Source organism: Paracoccus aestuariivivens, from assembly GCF_009711225.1.
In the GTDB taxonomy this organism is placed as follows: Bacteria; Pseudomonadota; Alphaproteobacteria; order Rhodobacterales; family Rhodobacteraceae; genus Paracoccus; species Paracoccus aestuariivivens.
Genome location: NZ_WMIE01000002.1, coordinates 26,600 through 48,547 on the forward strand (window position 1 = coordinate 26,600; position 21,948 = coordinate 48,547).

The window sequence follows — 21,948 nt, forward strand, 5'->3', positions numbered from 1 at the left end:
GTCCGGATGCAGCGTCTGGCCCATTTGCCGCTTCTGGTGATCCTGATGGGGATCGTGTCGCTGGCGATGCTGGTGCCGGGAGGCTATGCCCATGTGCTGGACCAGCACCGGCTCGGCTCGGCCTTCATGAGCTGCGCTGCGGTTTTCCTGATCATTTCGGCGCTTCTGGGGATCGCGACGGCAAGCGATCCGCGCCGTGCGCGCCCGCGCAGCGTCCTGCTGACCATGTTGGGGGCGATGACGCTTCTGCCCGCGATGATGGCGGTCCCCTTTTTGCTTGGCCTGCCCGATACCGGCTTTTTCAACGCGTGGTGGGAGATGATTTCCTGCCTGACAACCACCGGAGCGACGCTTTATGCCGCCGATCTGCTGGTGGCGCCGCTGCATCTATGGCGCTCGATGGTGGGCTGGATGGGGGGGCTGTTCATGCTGGTTGCGGCGGTCGCCTTGCTGGCGCCGCTGCGGGTCGGCGGGTTCGAGATCTTATCGTCGCCCTATGGCCGCAACGAGAACTTCGAACGCCTGCCCAAGTCTGCCCATCGGCCAAGAGTGGTGACGCATCTGTCCGCGCCCTCGTTCCGCTCGGGGCTCGGCGATCCGGCAAGCCGCTCGATCCGGGCGTTCTGGCAGGTTTTTCCGGTTTATGCCGGTCTGACCCTCGCGATGTGGGTCATTCTTCTGATGTTTGGCGAGTCGGGCTTTCTGGCCCTGACCCGTGCCATGGGCACACTTTCGACCAGCGGAATCAGTCCGGTAAATGGCCCAGCAGCGCAGCAAAGCGGTGTCTTCGGCGAGATGGTGATCTTTTTGTTCCTGATCCCCGCCTTGTCGCGGCGGTTCTGGCCGGGCGGGGGTGAGTTGAAGACCTCGGACAAATTGCGGTCGGACCCCGAATTGCTGCTGGCCGCGGCAGTGGTTCTGATGGTCGCCTCGATGCTGTTCCTGCGTCACTTCATCGGTGCGATCGGCGTTTCGCCGGGCGGGGCAAGGGGCCTGATGGACACGCTGGACAGTGCCGCCTCGGCGGCGTGGGGCGGGATTTTCAATGGCCTGAGCTATCTGACCACGACGGGCTGGAACTCGGTCGAGTGGCAGGGCGCGCGGAACTGGTCGGGCATCAGTTCGCCGGGATTGATGCTGGCGGGCCTTGCGATCATGGGCGGAGGCGTTGCCACAACCGCAGGTGGGGTCAAGCTGCTGCGGGTTTATGCTTTGGCCCGTCATAGCGAGCGCGAGCTGGAAAAGATCGTCCATCCGGCGTCGGTCGGCGGCGGTGGTCGCATGGCGCGGCGGTTGCGGCGCGAAGGTGCCTATCTGGCCTTCATCTTTTTCATGCTATTTGCCTGTTCGCTGGCGGTCATCCTGATCCTGATCTCGCTTCAGCAGATCGAGTTCGACAGCGCGACCATCCTTTCTGTTGCCGCATTGACAAATACCGGACCGCTGGCTGGCGTGATCCCGTTGACACCCACTTTTCAGGGCTCGGCGGGCATGGCCGGTGCCCCTTGGGAGGGTTGGGCAGGGCTTCCGGCGATGACCAAGGCGATCCTTGCCGGAGCGATGATCCTCGGGCGCATCGAAACGCTGGCATTACTTGCGTTGCTTTCGCCGGAATACTGGCGAAAATAAGTTACATGGCGTTCATGCAACGCCGTCGGGGCCTTGTCAGAACCTGTGCTTGCAAGCCCCGTAAGCCTCGCCTAAGTCTTGAAAAACAGCGATAAGAACAAGGTGCATGGAATGGCCGGCGACAAACAGAATCTCCAGGATGCGTTTCTGAACCACGTCCGAAAGGGCAAGGTTCCGGTTACGATTTTCCTGATCAACGGCGTAAAGCTGCAGGGTGTGATCACCTGGTTCGATAATTTTTGCGTGCTGCTGCGCCGTGATGGCCAGTCGCAGCTGGTCTACAAGCATGCCATTTCGACCATTATGCCGGGGCAGCCGATCAGCCTTTACGACGGCGAGGATTGATTGGCTGAACTGACAGAGACCCGCGAACGCCCCACACGCGCATATGTGATCCATCCGGATTTGGGGAATTCGCGGACGCGCCGCTCGCCCGAGCTGGCCTTGGAGGAAGCGGTGGCGCTGGCCCACGCGCTTTCGGCAATCGAAGTGGCGGGTGCCGAAGTTGTGAAGCTTCGCAAGCCCGAAGCCGGAATGCTGTTTTCCAAGGGAAAACGCGCCGAAATAGGAGAACATCTCAAGGCCGCCGCCGAAGGCGAGGGGGCCGAGCTTGTGCTGGTCGATGGGCCGGTGACTCCGGTCCAGCAGCGCAACCTTGAAAAGGAATGGGGCGTCAAGATCCTTGACCGGACCGGCCTGATCCTCGAGATCTTCGCCGATCGGGCCAGCACGCGCGAAGGCGTGTTGCAGGTCGAACTGGCTGCGCTCGCCTATCAGCGCACGCGACTGGTTCGGGCATGGACCCACCTTGAGCGTCAGCGCGGTGGCTTCGGTTTTGTCGGCGGTCCGGGGGAAACCCAGATCGAGGCCGACCGTCGCGCCATTGACGACCAGATGATCCGCCTGCGTCGCCAGCTTGAGCGGGTGGTCAAGACCCGCGAATTGCACCGCAAGGCGCGGGCCAAGGTGCCTTATCCGATTGTCGCGCTGGTGGGCTATACCAACGCGGGAAAATCGACGCTCTTCAATCATCTGACCGGCGCTGATGTCATGGCCAAGGACCAGTTGTTCGCCACGCTCGATCCGACGATGCGGCAACTGACCCTGCCCAGCGGTCGGCGGGTGATCATGTCCGATACGGTGGGCTTCATCAGTGATCTGCCTCATGAACTGGTCGCTGCCTTCCGCGCGACCTTGGAGGAGGTTCTGGCTGCCGATCTGATCTTGCATGTGCGGGACATCTCGCATCCCGAGACGGAAGAGCAGGCAGGCGATGTCGTTGAAATCCTTGATGGTCTGGGTGTCGAGGATGACGTGTCGCTGGTCGAGGTCTGGAACAAGATCGATCTGCTATCCGACGATCAGCGCGACGCCTTGCAGCGCACCGATGCCCGTACCGAAGGTGTGCAGGCGATCAGCGCGCTGACCGGCGCGGGTCTGGACGATCTGCTGGCCTTGGTCGAGGAACGTCTGGCCGAGACGCTGGACGAGCCGCGCGAGGTTGCCGAACTACATCTTGGACATGAGGATGGCCGCCGCCGTGCCTGGCTTCACGGTCAGGGCATCGTCACATCCGAAACCATCGAGGAGACCGGCGTGCGATTGGTCGTGCGCTGGACCGAGCGGCAGAAGGCGCAATTCGCTTCTTTGCGAGCCTAGCGAAAACCGGCCGCCTGCTGCTCGTCATTCGTAATCAACAGTATCAGGGCCGCGCATTTTGGGCGCGGCCCTGAGCATTTCAAGCGGGCAGGGCCGCTAGTTCATGCGCCCAAGGCGGATTCGCACCGGGGCGCGAGACGGTGATCGCCGCCGCCCGCGTGCCAAGGGTCAGCGCGCGCAGCAGGGATTCAGGGGAAAGATTGGCGATGCCGTCGCGGGTTAGCGCGCCGTCGGCTGCCAGCGAGGCCAAGACGCCTGCATTGAACGTGTCGCCTGCGCCAATGGTGTCGGCGACCTCGACGCGGGTGGCGGGGGCCGAGATCGGCTCGCCCTGCCAATGGGCGCGGGCACCGGCAGCGCCTCCGGTTTGTAGCAGCACTTTGACGCCGCGCTTCAGAAGATCGGCCGCAACCTCGTCGAAGCTTCTGTTCGGGGCAAGCCATTCGAGGTCGTCCGAGGAAAGCTTCACGATATCGGCCATGCCGATCAACCGGTTAAGGCGGGCGCGATAGGCTTCGGCATCGGCGATGAAGAACGGGCGGATGTTGGGATCAAGGATGACAGGCACGCGGGTCTTCAGGCGGGCGGCCAGTTCCTCGATCGCAGCGCCGCAGGGATCGGGAACAAGGCTGATCCCGCCGATGAACAGCGCCGAGACGGTATCGGGGATCGCGGGCAGGTCTGCGGGGGCAAGCATCCGGCCCGCCGAACCTTCGTCATAGAAGGAATAGCGCGCCTCGCCATTCGTCAGGGTGACGAAGGCCAGCGTCGTCAGCCGGTCCGAGCGGGGGCAAATCGAGATATCGACATTGGCATCGGCCAAGGGACGCAGCAGGATCTCTCCGAACGGGTCGCGCGAGATCGGCCAAAGATAGGCGGTTTCAGCACCGATCCGGCCCAGAGCGATGGCGGTGTTATAAACCGCGCCTCCGGCAAGGGGTCGGAACGCGCCCGCCTCGGGCACCATGTCGATCAGCGATTCGCCAGCACACAGGATCATGCCTGTCCTCCATTCATGCAGTCATGGAGGGTGATAGCGGTAACTGCCGCCGCTGTTAAGATCGACCGAATAGCCGCCGGTGTTGATTTGCACATATCCGCCCCGTTCGTTCAGCCAGAGCAGACCCATGATGACGAGCAGTGCGAAAAGGATGGCGAAGGCGATTTTCCAGATCGAATAGGGGCGCTCACCCTGAACGCGTCCCGACTGGCCATTGACGACGAACCGGTAGCTTTTGCCGTTATAGCGATAGGCGGCGGTCCAGATTGGCAGCAGGATATGCTTGAAGGTCTCGGCCTCATGGGCGGTGCGGATCTGGGCGATCTGCTGTTCATTGCCGCCAATATCGCGGCGCACATCCATGGCGATGACGCCCGCCATTTCCTGCCGCGCGATATCATGGCCCGAGGCGAGGGGGATGGTGTAGCCCTCGGCGGTGAATCCGGCCAGATATTCGGGCTGGTAGGTCGTCAGATGCGACAGGTCCCAAGGTGTCAGCGCGTCCGTAATACGGCGCGGCAGGGAACTCGCGGCCAAAACCAGCACATCGTTGAAATGCCGCGCGACCTGACCCGAGACGGGCGTCCAGCGGGTGCGGCGGACTTGACGGGCGACGCGGCGCAATTCGCCATTGACCTCTTCGGTGACCCAGACTGTTTCGTAATACCAATCGCCTCGCGCGCCCGAATAGGCCGAGCGGGTCGCGGCGTCGAAGGTCCAGAAGGGGGAATAGACTCCGGTCATTTTGCGTCCACGCCGCGAATAGGCCATCAGCCCCGAGGGGGCGAACCACAGGCCCTTCATCCAGCTGTCCAATGCGGCCTTGGCCTCGCTCTCGCCGATGACAAAGGGCAGCACGCCCTGCGGCTTGATCAGGCGGGTCGTGCCGGTATCGGTCACGACCGCTGTGGCGCAGAAGGGGCAGGTCGAGGCGTGGCTGTCGGTTGTGGCCTCGATCTTGGCCCCGCAATTCGGGCAGGAGAGCGTGCGGACGGTTTCGGTCAGATCGCTGTCGCGGTCGATGCGCAGGCCCTGTTCCAGCGGCAGTTCCACCAGTTCGGGGGCCTTGTGGCTGGCATCCCATTGCAGCGCACGGCCCGTCGCTGGGTCGCGCAGGATGATCTGATCGCCCCAAGGGCCTTCCTTGGCTTGGCGGCTGGGGGCGCGGGTCGCGCCGGGGCTGATATCCTGCTCATGCCCGCAATAGGGGCAGACCAGTCGTCGCTGGCCGGGCGAGAATTCGAGGCTCGCCCCGCAATTCTCGCATGGGTAACGGAACTCTGACGGAGGGGTAGGCATTCAGAACCCGCTCAGCCGTCCTGCTTGGGCAACGGCGGCGGGGGTGGAGGCGGCGCGATGGTGAAAAGCTGCGCCAGTTCGGCCACATCGTCGGCGGTTTTCCAGCCGTCCTGCCCGGGGGTCCAGACCAGCGTGTCGCGGGTGAATTTCCCCTCGCGCACAAGCCGGCCCAGATGGGCGCGCCCGTAGGGGCCGTCGGCTTGGCCGTCGATCGCGATGTGCCAGACAGTTTCGGGATGCAGCGGCGGAGGGGTTTGCGGAGCAGCTTGTTGCGGGGCGGTCCCCCAAGGCCCACGCTGGCCCCCCATCGCCATTCCCATTCCTGCGCCCATCGCAGCGCCAAGCCCCGCGCCCATTCCGCCGCCGGGCTGGTTCGAAGCGTTTAGCATGGCCTCGGACGCCGCATATTGGCCGAAGCGGTTCAGGTCGCCGACGATCCCGATGGAAGTCCGCTTATCGAGCATCTTTTCTACCTCATCGGGCAGTGAAATGTTCTCGATGTAGAATTCGGGGATGGTCAGGCCGTATTCAGCGACAGTGGGGCTAATCGCCTTGGCGACGAGCTTGCCGAATTGATCGGTATTCGCAGCCATATCAAGGACCGGAATCCCCGAAGACGCGATCATGCGGGAAAATTCCTGCACGATGATATTGCGCAGTTGGAAGGTGATCTCGTCCTTGGTGAATTCGCCGTCCGTGCCGACGATCTCGAGCATGAACTTGCCGGGATCGGTTACGCGCATAGAGTAGGTGCCGAAGGCGCGCAGGCGGACGGGGCCGAATTCGGGATCGCGCGCGATGACCGGATTCTTGGTTCCCCATTTCAGGTCGTTGAAACGGGTGGTGTTGACGAAATAGATCTCGGATTTGAAGGGGCTACGGAAGCCGTGATCCCAGTGCTGTACCCGTGTCAGGATCGGCAGGTTGTTGGTTTCCAGCATGTAAAGGCCGGGGCCGAAGACATCGGCCAGTTGCCCTTCATGGATGAAAACGGCGGATTGACCTTCGCGCACGGTCAGTTTAGCGCCGTATTTGATCGCTTTTCCGACGGTGGGGAAGCGATAAACCATCGTATCGCGCGTGTCGTCGGTCCATTCGATGATGTCGATGAACTCGCCGCCGAAAATGTCGAGGATACTCATGACCATGCCTTTCGCGGTGCCGTTTTGAACCGGAGGTTTGCCGTGTCCGATAGTGCCAAGACGATGACCTGCGTCAAGTCTTGTGCGGTTTTCGCCGAATTGCCTCAGGTTTGAGTGGCCAGTAGCTCGCGCGCGATCTGCAGGATAATCGGGCGGGCCTCGGCCTCGTTCATGCCGGGGCGCAGACGGGGATCATACAGGATCTTCAGCAGCAATTCGTCATGCGGAGTGAGATAGGCGAACTCCTCGTCGTCGTTGAAGATCGAGGGTCGCACCATGCGACTGTCATTGGCCAGACCCAAGCCCTGCGCGATCTCCTCATGGATGCATGACCGTCGCAGACGGGGCGGGGTTTCCGAGCGGATCAGCACTACCGCCTGATCGTAGCTCACTGCATTGCCGCGCGAATAGGCGAAGACCGTGCAATAGTTCTGCGGTGCAAGGTCCGTCAAAGCCCGCACGTCGCTATCGGGAATGCCGGGAACCATTGCGCTGAGGCGCGGGCCGATCTTGCGGCGCTCGTCCTCGCTGAGAATCAGGATGGTCAGGTTGCCTTCGTCTTCCCCAAGGGAGATCGGCAGCCCCGAGGCGCTTTGCAGACGCGCGCCATAGGCCGCGATGTCAGAACGGTCCCGCGCGCGCTGGGCGGGCGAGACCGAGTCGCCGAATTCGATCCGCATCTGCACCGGTCGCGACCACCGGCGCAGCGGTGCGGGCGTGCTGCGCGAGATCAGCTTTTCGCCGTCACGCACATATTCGTCATGCAGCGCGATCTGGACGAAATCGTCGGTCAGCCGCTCGGGCGTAAGCTGGATCTCGGTGCCGCCATCGGTCCGCAACAGGCCGCGACCGATCAGGGCTTCCTCGACGCCCTTGAGATAGCTGCTCATGTTGCGGCTGGCCGGCGTATCGGCGGCGGCGCTGGCGATTTTTCCGGCATCGCGGGCTTTTTCGGCGCGCGCCTGCCGCAAGGACGCCTGCGTCACCTCGGGCCGCTCGGGGCGGGGGACGGGGGCGGTCGCATCTATCGCCGGGGGGGGCGTCAGGTCGATCGTCTGCTCGGAACAGGCGGTGAGCAGGGCGAAGGCGACGCAGGCCAGACCCGGAGAGGATGGAAAACCGCCATAGCCGGTGTTGAGGGCAAGCTGTCTTGTCACGATTTTCCCGAAGCAGCGGAGGATTGAGGCTGGATCTGGCGCTGCGGTGCACTGGCGGCGGCCAGAGAATTGCGCAATTCGCTTTCCATATGGGTCAGTTCTTCCTCGGCCGCGGCACGGCGGGCCTTGCCTTCGTCGGCGATGCGCAAGCTGTCCTCGATTGTGGCAATCAGTTCGGCATTGGCGCTACGCACGGATTCGATGTCGAAAACGCCGCGCTCGGTCTGGGTGCGGATCTGCTGGTTCGCCTGCCGCAGGTTTTCGGCGTTGCGCGTCAGCAGGTCGTTGGTCAGGTCGTTCGCCTCTTTGACGGCACGGGCGGCCTGTGCGCTGCGCTGGATGGTGACAGCCTGCGCAAGCTGGGTTTCCCAAAGCGGAACGGTGTTCACCAGCGTGGAATTGATCTTGGTGATCAGTGACTTGTCATTCTCCTGCACCAGCCGGATCGAGGGCAGGGATTGCATCGTCACCTGACGTGTCAGCTTCAGGTCATGCACGCGGCGCTCCAGATCGTCGCGCGATGAGCGCAGGTCGCGAAGCTCCTGCGCGGCCATGACTTTCTGTTCTTCGGGCAGGGTTTCGATGACCGCTTCCTTGGCGGGAATATCGGTCGCGTCGATTTCCTTGAGCTTTTCCTCTCCGGCGGCGATGTACAGCGCCAGTTCGTCGTAGAAGTTCAGCGTGCGGTCATAAAGCAGGTCGAGCGAACGGATGTCCTTGAGCAAGGTGTGCTGGTGCTGGTCCAGATCGAAGGTGATCTTGTCGATCTGGCCCTGCACTTCCTCGTAATTGGCGACAAACTTCGCGAAGGGAGCAGCGCGACCGGTCAGGCGTTCCCACCAGCTACGCTCGCGGCGGACGTCCAGTTCGCTGACCGAAAAGCCACGGATGGTGGTCACGATGTCGCGCAGGGATTCGCCCGCCGGACCGACATCCTTGTTTTTCACATCGGCCAGCATCGCCTGACTGATCTCTTGCAACTCGTTCTGGGCGCGTGCGCCGAAATGGACGATCGAGCCGGTATCTTTCAGGTCGATCTCGGCCATGCGGCGGCGGATTTCATCGGCGGCGTCGCCTTGGACGTTGGCAAGCGGCGGAAGTTCGGGAACGGGGTCGGGCAGGACCACCGAGGTCACGGTCCTGATTTCGTCCAATGCTGCTTCTGCGCTGGCCTTGGTCTGGGTGGTCATCCGTCGTCCTTTCGGTTTTTCATTCAGGACCTTTCGAAAATGATATGCCCTTTTCGGGGTTGTTCAATGCCGTCGAAGACGCCGCACCCAGAAATGAAGAATGCGGTTTCCCGCCCGAGGTCCGCCATCCAACGCGCCCGAACGGGTCATGGTTGCCATGACGTTGCGCCAAAGTCCGGCGACGTGTAGAACCTGACCGAATTAAAAGAAGGTTAAGGAGCCGTCTATGCGCAGAGTTGTCGTCACCGGCCTTGGGATGGTCACACCGCTGGCCTCGGGGGTCGAGGAGACCTGGAAGCGCCTATTGGCCGGAGAATCCGGCGCGGGTCCGATCACCCGTTTCGATACGAAAGACGTCACGACCAAATATGCCTGCGAGATTCCCTTTGGCGATGGCACGGACGGCACATTCAACCCGGACGAGTGGATGGAGCCGAAGGACCGTCGCAAGGTCGATGATTTCATCCTGTACGGCATGGCTGCGGCAACGCAGGCGGTGAAGGACTCGGGCTGGGAGCCACAGACCACCGAGGATTTCGAACGCACCGGCGTCATGATCGGTGCGGGGATCGGCGGCTTGGCCTCGATCGCGGAAACGGCCGTGCTGATCAAGGAACGCGGGCCGAAGCGGGTTTCCCCCTTCTTTATCCCCGGCGCGCTGATCAACCTTGTATCGGGTCAGGTCTCGATCCGGTTCGGCTTCAAGGGCCCGAACCACGCGGTCGTCACCGCCTGTTCAACCGGCGCGCATGCCATCGGTGATGCGGCGCGGTTGATCATGCTGGGCGATGCCGATGTCATGGTCGCAGGCGGCGCCGAAAGCCCGATCTGCGAGATCGGCGTCGCGGGCTTCAACGCCTGCAAAGCGCTGTCGACCAAACGCGAAGACGATCCGAAGACCGCAAGCCGGCCCTGGGACGAGGACCGAGACGGGTTCGTCATGGGCGAAGGCGCCGGCGTTGTCATTCTTGAGGAATACGAGCACGCCAAGGCGCGTGGCGCCAAGATCTATGCCGAGGTGCTGGGTTATGGCATGTCGGGCGACGCCTATCACATCACCGCCCCTTCCGAGGATGGCGATGGCGGGTTCCGCAGCATGAACAGCGCCCTCAAGCGTGCCAATATCTCGGCCTCCGATCTGGACTACATCAACGCGCATGGCACTTCGACCATGGCCGATGTGATCGAACTGGGCGCGGTCGAGCGCATGTTGGGTGACGCTGCCGGAAATGTGGTGATGTCGTCGACCAAATCGTCGATCGGTCACTTGCTGGGCGCGGCGGGTGCGGTTGAAGCCATCTTCTGCATTCTTGCGATCCGTGACCAGATTTGTCCTCCGACGATCAATCTGGACAATCCGGCGCGCGAGACGGCGGTTGATCTGGCCGCCAACGCGGCCGTGCGCCGCAAGGTCGATTACGTCCTGTCCAACAGCTTCGGGTTTGGCGGGACCAACGCCAGCCTTGTGATGGGGCGCGTCAAGTAATGATCTGGCGCCATATCGTTTCGAATTTCCTGACGCTGCTGATCGTCATCCTGATCGCCATCGCGGCTGCGGTCGCATGGGCCAAGCACCAGTATTTCGGCCCCGGACCCAGCGCTGTCGCGCAATGCGTGCGCATCGCTCCGGGGGCAAGTCTGGCTACGGTCAGCGACCAGCTTGCCGAGCAGGGAGTCGTTTCGAATGGCTATATCTTCCGCGCGGGGACGGACTATCTGGGCAAGGCGCATGGTCTGAAATACGGCTCGCACCTTGTCCCCCCGAACGCCACGATGGAGCAGGTCGTTGATGTCTTGTCGACCGGAGGCCCTTCGACCTGTGGGACCGAACTGGTCCTGCGTGTCGGCGTGCGCGAGAACTCGGTCATTCTGCGCGACATCGATCCTGAAACGGGACAGATGGCCGAGCAGGCGAAGTACAATCCGGCGACCGAACCCGCGCCGGAACGCATCGCCGCCGCCGAAAAGGCCCCCGAGTCGCGGCTGCGAATCACCATGGCCGAAGGTGTGACCAGTTGGCAGGTGGTCGATGCGCTGAAAAAGGCACCGTTCCTGACCGGAAATATTGCCAAGGTTCCTGCCGAGGGCAGCCTTGCCCCAGACACCTATGACGTGCAGCAAGGTTCGGATCGTGGCGTCCTGCTGGCCGAGATGGAAAAGCGGCAATCGGATTTCCTGACGCAGGCATGGGAAAAGCGCGTCGCGAACCTGCCCTACAAGAACCCGCAAGAGGCCCTGATCATGGCCTCGATCATCGAGAAGGAAACCGGTATTCCCGATGAAAGGCGCATGGTGGCCAGCGTATTTGTCAACCGGATGGAACGGGGCATGCGACTAGAGACGGACCCGACCGTGATCTACGGCATCACCAAAGGCGAGAGCGTGCTGGATCGTGGTTTGCGCGGTTCGGAACTGCGGCGTCGGACGCCCTACAACACCTATCAGATCCCCGGTCTGCCGCCGACGCCGATTGCCAATCCGGGCAAGGCTTCGATCGAGGCGGCGCTGAATCCCGAAAGTTCGGAATATGTGTTCTTCGTGGCGGATGGCTCGGGGGGGCATGCGTTTGCGCGCAGTCTGGAGGAGCACAACCAGAATGTCGCGAATTGGCGCAAGATCGAACGGGAGCGTGGACAGGCGCTGTCTCCGGTTCAGGGCGACTAGATTCGGTCTGATTTCGGGGGGATTCGCCACCCGTTGCGCAGGGCGCGCGTATGGGTGTTGCGCGGTTTAAGTCTTTGTTTGCCAAACAGTTTCCGAATGTAGAATTACAACCTATGGTTTTTCGTTGACCTATTGAACGCCCTAAGGTAGAAAGTATACATGCTGGGAGAAATGGGCAAGCGGCCGGGTCGAGGGACCTGAGGCCGCTTTTTTCATGTCTCGCTCGTGCGGACAGGCACACGAGGGCAGGGCGATATACGATGACGATGAACTTCGATCCGGGGCCAAGTGCCCTGGAAGGGCCATTCGTGCCCGAAGCCGATGCTTTGGACACGAGCGTTCTGGAGATCGCGGACGGAATTTTTCGGTCCTACGCGGTGGATCTGCACAAGCTGCGCCTGAAAATACAGGCGGGCGAGACTGACGAGTTGAAAGAATCCGGCAAGCTGGTGCGCGACCTTCGGGCCGCAGCCCATATGGTGCTGGAAGAAAGGAGCAAGGTTGACAAGCTTCGCAAGGACGCTGCCGGAAATGTCGGGACAGGTATCCTCGACCTTGCCGCGGCAAGAGATGAAATCCGGCTCCGTCTGGCTCGCCTCCGCCGAGCCGGAGGAGGTTGACGAGTTTCTGGGGGGGCTCAGCGACAACGCGCTGGCGGCATTGCCGTGGATCTTCGAGTTCTGGGCATTGCCGCATCAGATCGCCCCCGAGGGCGATTGGAAAACATGGGTGATCATGGGCGGGCGCGGTGCGGGCAAGACCCGCGCCGGTGCCGAATGGGTCCGGACGCAGGTCGAGGGGGCAACCCCCGACGCGCCCGGACGCGCGAGCCGTGTCGCGCTGGTCAGCGAGACATTCGATCAGGCACGCGATGTGATGGTGTTCGGGGATTCGGGCATTCTGGCGTGTTCTCCACCCGATCGCCGTCCGGTATGGGAGGCCGGACGGCGCAGGCTGGTCTGGCCGAATGGTGCAACTGCTCAGGTCTTTTCGGCGCATGAACCCGAGGCCCTGCGCGGTCCGCAATTCGACGCGGCCTGGGTGGACGAGTTGGCCAAGTGGAAAAAGGCCGAGGAAAGCTGGGATATGCTGCAATTCGCGCTGCGTCTTGGGGATCATCCGCAGCAGGTCGTGACCACGACGCCACGCAATGTTGCGGTGCTGAAGCGGATTTTGGGCAATGCCTCGACCGTGACGACGCATGCCCCGACCGAGGCGAACAGGGCTTATCTGGCCGAGAGTTTCCTGACCGAGGTCGAAAGCCGCTATGCCGGAACCCGATTGGGGCGGCAGGAGCTGGAGGGGTTGCTGCTTGATGATGTCGAGGGTGCGCTGTGGAGCACAGCCACCATCGAGGCCTGCCGGATCGACGCGGCGCCGCGCATGTCGCGGATAGTTGTCGCCGTCGATCCGGCGGTGACGGGGAGTGCCGGATCGGATGAATGTGGCATCGTTGTTGCGGGCGTCGTTTGTGAAGGCGCCGTTACCGAATGGCGCGCCTATGTGTTGGAGGACGCGACCATTCGTGGCGGCCCTACGGATTGGGCGAGGGCTGCGATTGCTGCAATGGACCGGCACGGTGCCGAGCGGCTGGTCGCGGAAGTCAACCAAGGCGGCGATCTGGTGGAAAGCGTGATCCGGCAGATAGATCCATTGGTGCCATTCCGTGCCTTGCGCGCCGGGCGTGGCAAGGGGCTACGCGCCGAGCCCGTCGCCGCTTTGTACGAACAGGGGCGGATCAAGCATTTGCGCGGGCTTGGCGCGCTTGAGGACCAGATGTGCCGGATGACGGTGCGGGGTTATGAGGGCCGTGGCTCTCCGGATCGGCTGGATGCTTTGGTCTGGGCGATCCATGAATTGATGATCGAGCCTGCGGCCAGTTACAGGCGCCCTCAGGTTCGGGCGCTGTAGCCACGGCGGATTGGAAATAGATGGGCCGTTGGTCCGGAGAGGGTCGCTGCAAGCGGCCCTTTTTTCTTGCGATTTCAGGAGGAAACCGATGGCATTTCATTGGTTCGGGCGAGCCCGAGCAACGCCTGTCGATGTCGAGAAAAAGGCCAGTGCCACCGGCAAGGTGGTGGCGTTGGCTGCTGGCTCGGGGCGGGTGGTCTGGTCGCCGCGCGATACGGTGTCGCTGACCCGGTCTGGCTTTGTCAACAATCCCGTGGGCTTTCGTGCCGTGCGGTTGATCGCCGAGGCGGCTGCTGCGGTGCCGCTGATCTGTCAGGATCGCGAGCGGCGTTACGAAACCCATCCGGTGCTGGATCTGTTGCGGAGACCGAATGCGGGTCAGGGTAGGGCCGAGCTGTTCGAGGCTCTGATCGGTCAGATCCTGCTGAGCGGCAGCGGCTATCTTGAGGCTGTGGGCGAAGGCGCAAAGGGCTTGCCGTCCGAGCTGCACGTGCTGCGGTCAGACCGGATGTCCATCGTTCCGGGGGCGGATGGCTGGCCTGTCGCCTACGAATATGGCGTCGGCGGGCGAAGCTATCGTTTCGACATGACGGGCAGTCCTGACCCGATCTGCCATATCCGCAGCTTTCACCCGCTGGACGACCATTACGGTCTGTCTCCGATGCAGGCGGCGGCGGTGGCGGTCGATGTCCATAACAGCGCATCAAGCTGGTCCAAGGCGCTGCTGGATAATGCGGCGCGACCCTCGGGGGCGATCATCTACAAGGGGGCGGATGGGCAGGGCAGCCTGTCGCCGGACCAGTATGACCGGCTGGTGACCGAGATGGAGATGCACCATCAGGGCGCGCGCAATGCCGGGCGCCCGATGCTGCTGGAGGGTGGTCTGGACTGGAAGCCGATGGGGTTCAGCCCCAGTGACATGGAGTTCCACGAGACCAAGATGGCCGCCGCGCGTGAGATCGCGCAGGCTTTTGGCGTGCCGCCCATGCTGCTTGGCATCCCCGGAGAGGCGACCTACGCCAACTACGCCGAGGCGCATCGCGCTTTTTACCGGCTGACGGTGCTGCCTCTGGTATCTCGGGTCGCCAGTGCGTTGGCCTGGTGGCTGAGCGAGCATCTTGGCGCGGAGATGGATCTGCGGGCCGATCCTGATCAGGTTCCGGCGCTGGCTGAAGAGCGCGACCAGCAATGGCGGCGGGTCGGCGAGGCGGTTTTCCTGACGCAGGCCGAGAAGCGCGCGCTTTTGGGGCTACCGCCTCTGGCCGAGGTGGGCTGATGGAGGGCTCGCGTTTCGTCAAGGAGCCTTTCGATTGGCACGACCAGCGTTTCGACACGCAAGAGCGGATTATGGCGCTGCAGTTCGGACAGGTCGACCGACGTCTGGAACGGATCGAGTCGCTGATCGAGGGACTCGAGCGACGGTTGTGGATGACGGTTTACGGCGTGGTCGCCGTGATCCTGACGCAAGCGGTGCAGTCCATCCTGCAATACGCGCCGAAAGGAGGCTGACGTGTGTTCAATGAATTACGGGCTTGAGTTGAAGCACGCTACGGGTTCGCAGCTTTTGTCTGACGGCACGCAGGTCGAGGGCTATGCAAGCTTGTTCGGGCTAGTCGATCAGGGCGGTGATGTCGTCGTGAAGGGGGCCTACGCTGCCAGCCTGAAGCGTGTTGCGGATCGGGGCTACAAGATCCGGATGCTGTGGCAGCACGATCCGACCCGCCCCATCGGCGTCTGGGACGAGATCCGTGAAGATGAGAAGGGCCTGTGGGTCAAGGGGCGGCTTCTGCCCGAGATCGCGCAGGCCCGCGAGGCTGCGGCGCTGATCTCCGCTGGCGCGATCGACGGCTTGTCGATCGGCTATCGAACCGTTTCCGCAGAGCGCGATGCCAAGGGCAGGCGCCTGCTGAGTGAGGTCGAGCTTTGGGAAGTGTCTCTGGTCACTTTCCCGATGCTGGCCGAGGCCAAGGTTGGAAAAAAATCCGATCAGGCTTTCGAGATGGCGGCGGCGTTCCGAGCCGCGACCATGGCGCTGCGCGCCGAGTGAGGATGATCAGGTTGGAGAAGACCATGACCGAGGCGAAGGCCGCGGCCGGGGCGGACATGCCCGGAGATCTGGGAAACGAGATGCTGGGGTTCGTCAATGAACTCAAAGCATTCCGTACCGACATTCAGAAACGACTGGAAGCACAGGAAGAACGCATGACCATGCTGGACCGCAAGAATATCCTCCGCAGCCGCGCTCCTTTGTCGATCGAAGCCGATGCCGGAGCGCCGCATCAGAAGGCCTTTGACGCCTATATCCGTCACGGAGACGATGACGCCCTGCGTGGCCTGCCGCTGGAAGGCAAGGCGATGTCAACCACGAGCGACGGTGGTTTCCTTGCGGCACCGACGGTTGCGCTGCAGGTGCAGGATGCACTGAACGTGACCGCATCGCTGCGCCGCGTGGCGAACGTTGTCACGGTCGAGTCGGCCAATTTCGAAATGCTGGTCGATATGGGTGACATCGCCAGTGGCTGGTCGACCGAGGCGACCGCTCAGGCAGAAACCGGCACGTCGACCGTGCAACGCGTGGTCATTCCGGTGCATGAGTTGTCGGCAATGCCTAAGGCAAGCCAGCGCCTGCTGGACGACGCGGCCTTTGACGTCGAATCCTGGCTGGCGGGCCGCATTGCCGAGAAATTCGCCCGTGCCGAGGCGACCGCGTTCATCAGTGGCGACGGTGTCAACAAGCCCAAGGGGTTCCTGACCCACGCACGCGCGGCCAATGCCTCGGCCACGAATGTGCAGATCGGAACAATCCCGTCGGGCGCAACCGGTGACTTCGCGGCAACGAACCCCGCCAACGCGTTGATTGATCTGGTCTATGCGCTGGGCGCACAATTCCGCGCCAATGGCACCTTCGTGATGAACTCGAAGACCGCCGCTGCCGTGCGAAAGATGCGGGACACGGACGGGCGCTTCCTGTGGAGCGATTCATTGGCCATGGGGCAGCCTCCGCAGTTGCTGGGCTATCCGGTGCTTCTGTGCGAGGACATGCCCGATATTGCCAGCGGTTCGGCCTCGATCGCGTTCGGTGATTTCAAATCGGCCTACACCATCGTCGAGCATCCCGATCTGCGCGTTCTGCGCGATCCCTTCTCGGCCAAGCCGCATGTCCTTTTCTATGCGACCAAGCGTGTCGGCGGCGGCGTAATCGACGCTCGCGCTATCAAACTGATGATCTTCGGCTGATCCAAGGCCGGAGGGGGCCGCGTATCGCCAGTCCACTTGACCGGCTAAGCACTGTCCGCGCGCGCGAGAGTGGATCAGCGCGGCCCCAGTTTCGTCCCGATAGTTTCAGCGCCCCTTGAGAGGTGAGGTTCGAAGATGATGCTTGTGGAATTGACGGCTCCGGCAGCGGATGCGTTGCCGGTCGCTGCGTTGCGCGATCACCTGCGATTGGGGGCGGGGTTCGAGATTGCTGACGATCCCGCCGAGGCGGCCGCATTGGCAGGGTTCCTGCGCGCAGCGATTGCGACAATCGAGGCGAGGACCGGAAAGGTATTGTTGGCTCGCCAGTTCCGGATGCGACTGGATGACTGGCGCGATCCGACGGGCCAGCCTTTGCCGTTTGCCCCCGTCAGCGCGATTGATCAGGTCGAGATCGACAGCGGCGCGGGGCAGGTCGTGTCCGTCGATCCGGCGTCATGGCGATTGCTTGCGGATATGCAGCGGCCGGCGCTGATGCCCAAGGGCATGTATCTGCCGGTCGTTCCGGATGCTGGTTTTGTGACTGTGACGTTCCGGGCCGGTTTCGGCACAAGCTGGAACGCGGTTCCGGCGGATCTGGCACATGCCGTTCTTCTGCTTGCTGCCCGCTATTACGAGGATCGCAGCTATGAGGGATCGCAGGCAGCGATGCCTTTCGGCGTCAGCGCGCTGATCGAGCGCTGGCGGTCGGTACGCGTGTTGGGAGGGCGCAGCGGGATGCGCCGTCGCGCATGACAGCGGCTCGTTTGATGGTCCCGCTTGAGCTTGAGGCAATGGTCCGGACTCCGGACGACATGGGCGGATACCGACAGGACTGGAATGTTCTGGGCCGCGTTTGGGCCGAGATGCGTTCGGGCTCGGGGGGCGAAAAAGCAGGTCTTGGGCCGGAAAGCGTCGTGAGTTGGCGGATCACGGTCAGGGCGGCGCGCTCCGGTGATCCAAGGCGACCGCGTCCCGACCAACGCTTTGTGATGGGGGAAGGGAAGACCAAACGTTGTTTCCGTATCGTGGCCGTCGCGGAGAGTGACCCCAAGCAGCGCTATCTTGTCTGCTTCGCCAAAGAGGAGGTTGCCGCATGACCCTTGTTGCAGCTGCTGCGCTTCAAGCGGCCGTGTTTCAGGCTCTTCGGCAGGATGAAGGGCTGACCGCTTTGGTCGGGGACGCGATCTTTGATGCCCAACCGGTCGACGCGCCCACCGGCACATATGTTGCATTGGGCCCCGAAAATGTCCGCGATGCGGGCGACATGACGGGGGCGGGGTCTGTCCATGACTTCACCGTATCGGTCCTTTCGGGGGCCGATGGCGGCGGTGGATTTGCCGCCGTGAAAGCGGCTGCCTCGGCGGTCGCTCAGGTGTTGGAAGATACGGGGATTTCCTTGGGGCGCGGCCATCTGGTTGGCCTGTGGTTCCTGCGATCACGCGCGAAACGAACCGATAACGGCGCAGGAAGGCAGGTCGATCTGACCTTTCGCGCTCGCATTGATCTGGGTTGAGGAGATACGACATGGCGGTGCAGCAAGGACGCGACCTGCTGATCAAGATGGACATGACCGGCGACGGGCATTTCGAGACAATCGCGGGTCTGCGCGCGTCGCGCATATCCTTCAACGCCGAGACGGTGGACGTCACCAGCATCGAAAGCGAGGGCCGCTGGCGCGAGCTTCTGGGTGGTGCAGGGGTCCGTTCCGCCGTGATCGCGGGTTCGGGGGTGTTCCGCGACGGCACTACCGATGAGCGCGCGCGACAGGTCTTTTTCGATGGCGAGATCCCGCGCTTTCAGGTGGTGATCCCCGATTTCGGAAATGTGGAAGGCCCGTTCCAGATCACCAGTCTGGAGTACTCCGGCAGCTATAATGGCGAGGCAAGCTATGAGATTTCCTTGGCAAGCGCGGGCGCGCTCAACTTCGTCTCGATCTGACATGGCAAACCCCTGGGCCGGAGAAGTCGAGATCTGGCTGGATGGCGTCTCGCATCGGGCCAAGCTGACGCTGGGGGCCTTGGCCGAGTTGGAGGAGTCTCTGGGTGTCACCAGCATGATCGCGATGATCGAACGCTTCGAGGGCGGCACGTTTTCAAGCCGCGATGTCGTGGCGGTTCTGGTGGCCGGTCTGAGAGGCGGGGGCTGGTCCGGAGGGATGGACGAGTTTCTGTTGGCCGAACTGAAAGGTGGTCCGGTTCAGGCCGCGCATTTGGCTGCGACGCTTCTGGGACGCGCGTTTCGGGTCGATGGTGCCTGATGGCGCGCGGGCTGGACTGGCTTGGACTGATGAAAATGGGACTGGGGCCGGAACGGCAAGGTGGCCTCGGCTTGGCTCCGTCGACCTTCTGGTCGTTAACGCCCGCCGAGTTGGCTTTGATGCTGGGTATCGAGGCTGGCAGCTCGGGCATGACGCGCAATCGCCTGACGGAACTTGCAGCGCGCTATCCAGATATTCCGCGGCCGTCGGGTAACGAAAACTGATAGTGAACAGGAGTGCCGGGCGATGGGTCTGGAGGATAGCGAACTTGGCGGCGGTCAAGGTGGCTCGATCGAGCGCGGCTTTGACGAAGGCGAACAGGCGATCACGACTTTCGAACGCGAGCTAAGCCGCCTGCGAGAGTCGATGCTGTATACGAGCCGCGAGGTCAATTCGCTGAGTTCGGGGATCAGCAGCGGTCTGCGGCAAGCATTCGCCGGGCTGGTATTTGACGGAATGAAGCTATCGGACGCGCTGCAAACAGTCGCGCGCAGCATGGTGGACACGGCGTTTTCGATTGCGATGAAACCGATCAATCAGGCGATGGCGGGTGCGATCTCGCAAGGCGTAGCCGGACTCGCATCCGAGGCATTGCCCTTTGCCGATGGCGGGGCCTTCACCCAAGGCCGCGTGATGCCCTTTGCGAAGGGGGGTGTCGTGAGCCAGCCAACCTATTTCCCGATGCGCGGCGCGACGGGTCTGATGGGTGAGGCAGGCCCGGAAGCAATCATGCCGCTGCGGCGCGGACCAGATGGAAAACTGGGCGTTGCCTCGGCGGGCGGCGGTCGTCCGATGAACGTGACGTTCAATATCTCGACCCCGGATGTGGGCAGTTTCCAGCGTTCGCAATCCCAGATCGCCGCCCAGCTTGGGCGCATGCTGGCGCAAGGCGAAAGGAACAGGTGACATATGGCATTCCACGAAGTGAGTTTCCCCGCGAACCTGTCATTCGGTTGTGTCGGCGGCCCCGAGCGTCGCACCGAGATCGTCGCGATGACAAATGGCCATGAGGAACGCCGATCTCCTTGGGCACATTCGCGGCGTCGCTATGATGCAGGAATGGGCCTGCGATCTCTGGACGATGTGGCGAAACTGATCGCCTTTTTCGAGGCCCGAGCCGGACAATTGCACGGTTTTCGCTGGAAAGACTGGGCCGATTACAAGTCGGCTACTCCTAGCGCGTATGTCAGCGCGATGGATCAAAAGCTGGGGCGCGGTGACGGGGTGCGCAAGGCATTCACGCTTCACAAATCCTATCGGTCCGGTCCTGCGCAGTATCTGCGGCCCATCGTGAAACCGGTTCAGGGCACGGTGCTTGTTGCCGTGGGCGGAGTCGAACTGCGCGACACGCTTGATTACAGTGTCGATCCGGCGTCGGGTATCGTCAGCTTTCTTGCCCCACCCGAGGATGGCGCCGAGGTTACGGCAGGTTTCGAGTTCGAGGTGCCCGTACGCTTCGACACCGATCGCATCGCCGTGTCCGTCGCGTCATTTCAGGCTGGCGATCTGCCTCAGGTTCCGGTCGTCGAGGTGCGGGTATGAAAAGTGAAACAGTCGCGCGCGCTTGGGCGGTTGTTCGTCACGATGGGCTGACCCTTGGCTTCACCGATCACGATCAGACGCTGAATTTCGAAGGTATCTCATTTCGCCCAGACAGCGGGCTGAGCGCGAAGGCGGTAGTTCAAGCCTCGGGTCTGTCGGTCGACAATACCGAAGCCATGGGAGCGCTTTCCGACAGTGCGATCACTGAGGTGGATTTGCTGGCGGGGCGCTGGGACAGCGCAGATGTCAGGTTATGGGATGTCGATTGGAACGCCCCCTCGAACCGGAGGCTGATCTTTCGGGGCCGGTTGGGCGAAGTATCTCGAAGCGGTGGGGCGTTCAGGGCAGAGCTGAGGGGGCTTTCCGAGCCGTTGAACAGGGTACTCGGTCGGGTCTATCACCAGCGATGCTCGGCAGAATTGGGCGATGGACGGTGTCATTTCCAATTGTCGAAGCCGGGTTATTGGTCCGAAGGCGTCATCGAAAGCCATGATGCGGGGCAACGCTTCATCCTGTCGGGTGTCTCAGGCCATGACGCGCGTTGGTTCGAGCGCGGTACGTTTGTCGTGCAATCGGGTGCTGCCGAAGGATTGCGCGGTTCGATCAAGATCGACCTGCCGCTTTCGGGCAGCCGTCGTGACGTTGAATTGTGGAGCGGACTTGGTCAGCATCCGCAAGTCGGGGACCGCGTAAAGTTGATTGCCGGCTGCGACAAGCGGGCAGAGACGTGTCGGCTGAAATTCCTGAATTTCCTCAATTTCCGGGGATTCCCGCACCTTCCGCCGGAAGACTGGTTGATTGCTCCACAGGTGAGCCGATGAGGGATGCGATCGTGAAAGCGGCTCGGGCATGGATCGGCACGCCTTATGTACATCAGGCATCTGCCAGAGGGGCGGGGACGGATTGTCTGGGGTTGGTCCGAGGAGTTTGGCGGGAGCTATACGGTGACGAACCCGAGCTTTTGCCTGCCTACACGCCGGACTGGGGCGAGATGCTCGGTGAAGAACTACTTATTGGCGGAGCACGGCGTTTATTGTTGACTTCGGATATCGAGGCGGCGGGAGACGTTTTGATCTTTCGGATGCGGTCCGGAGTGATCGCGAAACATATGGGTATTCTGGCGCAGATCGGGGACCGCGCGACATTTATCCATTCTTATGACCGGCGTGGCGTCGTCGAAAGCCCGCTTTCGATCCCTTGGCGGTCAAGAATCGCGGGGCGGTTTCGGTTTCCACCACTGAATTGACAAGGAATTAGCGCG

The 21,948-nt window shown here is 62.4% G+C and carries 26 protein-coding genes; 21 read left to right on the plus strand and 5 right to left on the minus strand.

Features of this window, described 5'->3' with window-relative positions; all coding sequences use genetic code 11:
* Positions 1–6: 6 nt before the first annotated feature.
* From GL286_RS05560 to hflX, 3 genes are all read left to right on the plus strand, one after another.
* Positions 7–1,629 (plus strand): TrkH family potassium uptake protein, encoded by a 1,623-nt coding sequence (locus GL286_RS05560; RefSeq protein ID WP_155094577.1) that lies wholly within the window; start codon positions 7–9, stop codon positions 1,627–1,629.
* A gap of 111 nt (positions 1,630–1,740) precedes the next feature.
* Positions 1,741–1,974 carry an RNA chaperone Hfq gene (gene hfq, locus GL286_RS05565; protein WP_017999735.1) on the plus strand — a complete coding sequence of 78 codons (234 nt, stop codon included), beginning with the start codon at positions 1,741–1,743 and terminating at the stop codon, positions 1,972–1,974.
* Positions 1,975–3,288, plus strand: a complete 1,314-nt coding sequence (hflX, locus tag GL286_RS05570; protein WP_155094578.1) for a GTPase HflX — start codon at positions 1,975–1,977, stop codon at positions 3,286–3,288.
* Between the two features lie 79 nt (positions 3,289–3,367).
* On the opposite strand, the gene GL286_RS05575 is transcribed toward hflX, so the two are convergent.
* From GL286_RS05575 to GL286_RS05595, 5 genes are all read right to left on the minus strand, one after another.
* On the minus strand, positions 3,368–4,288 hold the full coding sequence (locus GL286_RS05575; protein WP_155094579.1) for a carbohydrate kinase family protein: 921 nt from the start codon (positions 4,286–4,288) through the stop codon (positions 3,368–3,370).
* Positions 4,289–4,309: 21 nt separating this feature from the next.
* Positions 4,310–5,587, minus strand: coding sequence for a TFIIB-type zinc ribbon-containing protein (locus GL286_RS05580; protein ID WP_155094580.1), 1,278 nt, complete (start codon positions 5,585–5,587; stop codon positions 4,310–4,312).
* 11 nt (positions 5,588–5,598) lie between these two features.
* The gene (locus tag GL286_RS05585; protein WP_155094581.1) at positions 5,599–6,729 is read right to left on the minus strand and encodes an SPFH domain-containing protein; all 1,131 of its coding nucleotides are present in this window, start codon (positions 6,727–6,729) and stop codon (positions 5,599–5,601) included.
* A gap of 104 nt (positions 6,730–6,833) precedes the next feature.
* Positions 6,834–7,886: a DUF2927 domain-containing protein gene (locus GL286_RS05590; RefSeq protein WP_343038841.1), complete on the minus strand. Its 1,053-nt coding sequence runs from the start codon at positions 7,884–7,886 to the stop codon at positions 6,834–6,836.
* A complete protein-coding gene (locus GL286_RS05595; RefSeq protein WP_155094582.1) occupies positions 7,883–9,076 on the minus strand; it encodes a toxic anion resistance protein in 1,194 nt (397 codons plus the stop codon). Before GL286_RS05595 ends, GL286_RS05590 begins: the two co-directional genes overlap by 4 nt.
* Before the next feature lie 226 nt (positions 9,077–9,302).
* On the opposite strand from GL286_RS05595, the gene fabF reads away from it, so the two are divergent.
* From fabF to GL286_RS05685, 18 genes are all read left to right on the plus strand, one after another.
* Entirely contained in the window at positions 9,303–10,562 is a 1,260-nt protein-coding gene (fabF, locus tag GL286_RS05600; RefSeq protein ID WP_155094583.1) for a beta-ketoacyl-ACP synthase II, read from the plus strand.
* Positions 10,562–11,740, plus strand: coding sequence for an endolytic transglycosylase MltG (gene mltG, locus GL286_RS05605; RefSeq protein WP_155094584.1), 1,179 nt, complete (start codon positions 10,562–10,564; stop codon positions 11,738–11,740). The genes fabF and mltG overlap by 1 nt, the downstream gene beginning before the upstream one ends.
* A 260-nt stretch (positions 11,741–12,000) precedes the next feature.
* The gene (locus GL286_RS05610) at positions 12,001–12,360 is read left to right on the plus strand and encodes a permease (RefSeq protein WP_155094585.1); all 360 of its coding nucleotides are present in this window, start codon (positions 12,001–12,003) and stop codon (positions 12,358–12,360) included.
* Positions 12,311–13,651, plus strand: coding sequence for a DNA-packaging protein (locus GL286_RS05615; RefSeq protein WP_155094586.1), 1,341 nt, complete (start codon positions 12,311–12,313; stop codon positions 13,649–13,651). Before GL286_RS05610 ends, GL286_RS05615 begins: the two co-directional genes overlap by 50 nt.
* A gap of 88 nt (positions 13,652–13,739) precedes the next feature.
* Positions 13,740–14,927 (plus strand): phage portal protein, encoded by a 1,188-nt coding sequence (locus GL286_RS05620; protein WP_155094587.1) that lies wholly within the window; start codon positions 13,740–13,742, stop codon positions 14,925–14,927.
* Positions 14,927–15,160: a GTA head formation protein, RCAP_rcc01685 family gene (locus GL286_RS05625; protein WP_155094588.1), complete on the plus strand. Its 234-nt coding sequence runs from the start codon at positions 14,927–14,929 to the stop codon at positions 15,158–15,160. The genes GL286_RS05620 and GL286_RS05625 overlap by 1 nt, the downstream gene beginning before the upstream one ends.
* Positions 15,161–15,170: 10 nt before the next feature.
* The gene (locus GL286_RS05630; protein ID WP_155094900.1) at positions 15,171–15,698 is read left to right on the plus strand and encodes an HK97 family phage prohead protease; all 528 of its coding nucleotides are present in this window, start codon (positions 15,171–15,173) and stop codon (positions 15,696–15,698) included.
* Positions 15,699–15,721: 23 nt separating this feature from the next.
* Positions 15,722–16,888 carry a phage major capsid protein gene (locus GL286_RS05635; protein WP_155094589.1) on the plus strand — a complete coding sequence of 389 codons (1,167 nt, stop codon included), beginning with the start codon at positions 15,722–15,724 and terminating at the stop codon, positions 16,886–16,888.
* A 135-nt stretch (positions 16,889–17,023) separates the two neighbouring features.
* Positions 17,024–17,641: a head-tail connector protein gene (locus tag GL286_RS05640; RefSeq protein ID WP_155094590.1), complete on the plus strand. Its 618-nt coding sequence runs from the start codon at positions 17,024–17,026 to the stop codon at positions 17,639–17,641.
* Positions 17,638–17,985 (plus strand): head-tail adaptor protein, encoded by a 348-nt coding sequence (locus tag GL286_RS05645; protein WP_155094591.1) that lies wholly within the window; start codon positions 17,638–17,640, stop codon positions 17,983–17,985. The genes GL286_RS05640 and GL286_RS05645 overlap by 4 nt, the downstream gene beginning before the upstream one ends.
* Positions 17,982–18,401 (plus strand): DUF3168 domain-containing protein, encoded by a 420-nt coding sequence (locus GL286_RS05650; protein ID WP_155094592.1) that lies wholly within the window; start codon positions 17,982–17,984, stop codon positions 18,399–18,401. The genes GL286_RS05645 and GL286_RS05650 overlap by 4 nt, the downstream gene beginning before the upstream one ends.
* Positions 18,402–18,412: 11 nt before the next feature.
* Positions 18,413–18,826, plus strand: coding sequence for a phage major tail protein, TP901-1 family (locus GL286_RS05655; protein WP_155094593.1), 414 nt, complete (start codon positions 18,413–18,415; stop codon positions 18,824–18,826).
* Between the two features lies 1 nt (position 18,827).
* Positions 18,828–19,145: a gene transfer agent family protein gene (locus GL286_RS05660; RefSeq protein WP_155094594.1), complete on the plus strand. Its 318-nt coding sequence runs from the start codon at positions 18,828–18,830 to the stop codon at positions 19,143–19,145.
* Complete coding sequence (locus tag GL286_RS05665) at positions 19,145–19,369, plus strand: phage tail assembly chaperone (protein ID WP_155094595.1); 225 nt, start codon at positions 19,145–19,147, stop codon at positions 19,367–19,369. The genes GL286_RS05660 and GL286_RS05665 overlap by 1 nt, the downstream gene beginning before the upstream one ends.
* 22 nt (positions 19,370–19,391) lie before the next feature.
* Positions 19,392–20,051 carry a phage tail tape measure protein gene (locus GL286_RS05670; protein WP_155094596.1) on the plus strand — a complete coding sequence of 220 codons (660 nt, stop codon included), beginning with the start codon at positions 19,392–19,394 and terminating at the stop codon, positions 20,049–20,051.
* 3 nt (positions 20,052–20,054) lie between these two features.
* Positions 20,055–20,687 (plus strand): DUF2460 domain-containing protein, encoded by a 633-nt coding sequence (locus GL286_RS05675; RefSeq protein ID WP_155094597.1) that lies wholly within the window; start codon positions 20,055–20,057, stop codon positions 20,685–20,687.
* Entirely contained in the window at positions 20,684–21,508 is an 825-nt protein-coding gene (locus tag GL286_RS05680) for a DUF2163 domain-containing protein (protein WP_155094598.1), read from the plus strand. Before GL286_RS05675 ends, GL286_RS05680 begins: the two co-directional genes overlap by 4 nt.
* Positions 21,505–21,933 (plus strand): C40 family peptidase, encoded by a 429-nt coding sequence (locus GL286_RS05685; RefSeq protein WP_155094599.1) that lies wholly within the window; start codon positions 21,505–21,507, stop codon positions 21,931–21,933. The genes GL286_RS05680 and GL286_RS05685 overlap by 4 nt, the downstream gene beginning before the upstream one ends.
* The last annotated feature ends 15 nt before the right edge of the window (positions 21,934–21,948 follow it).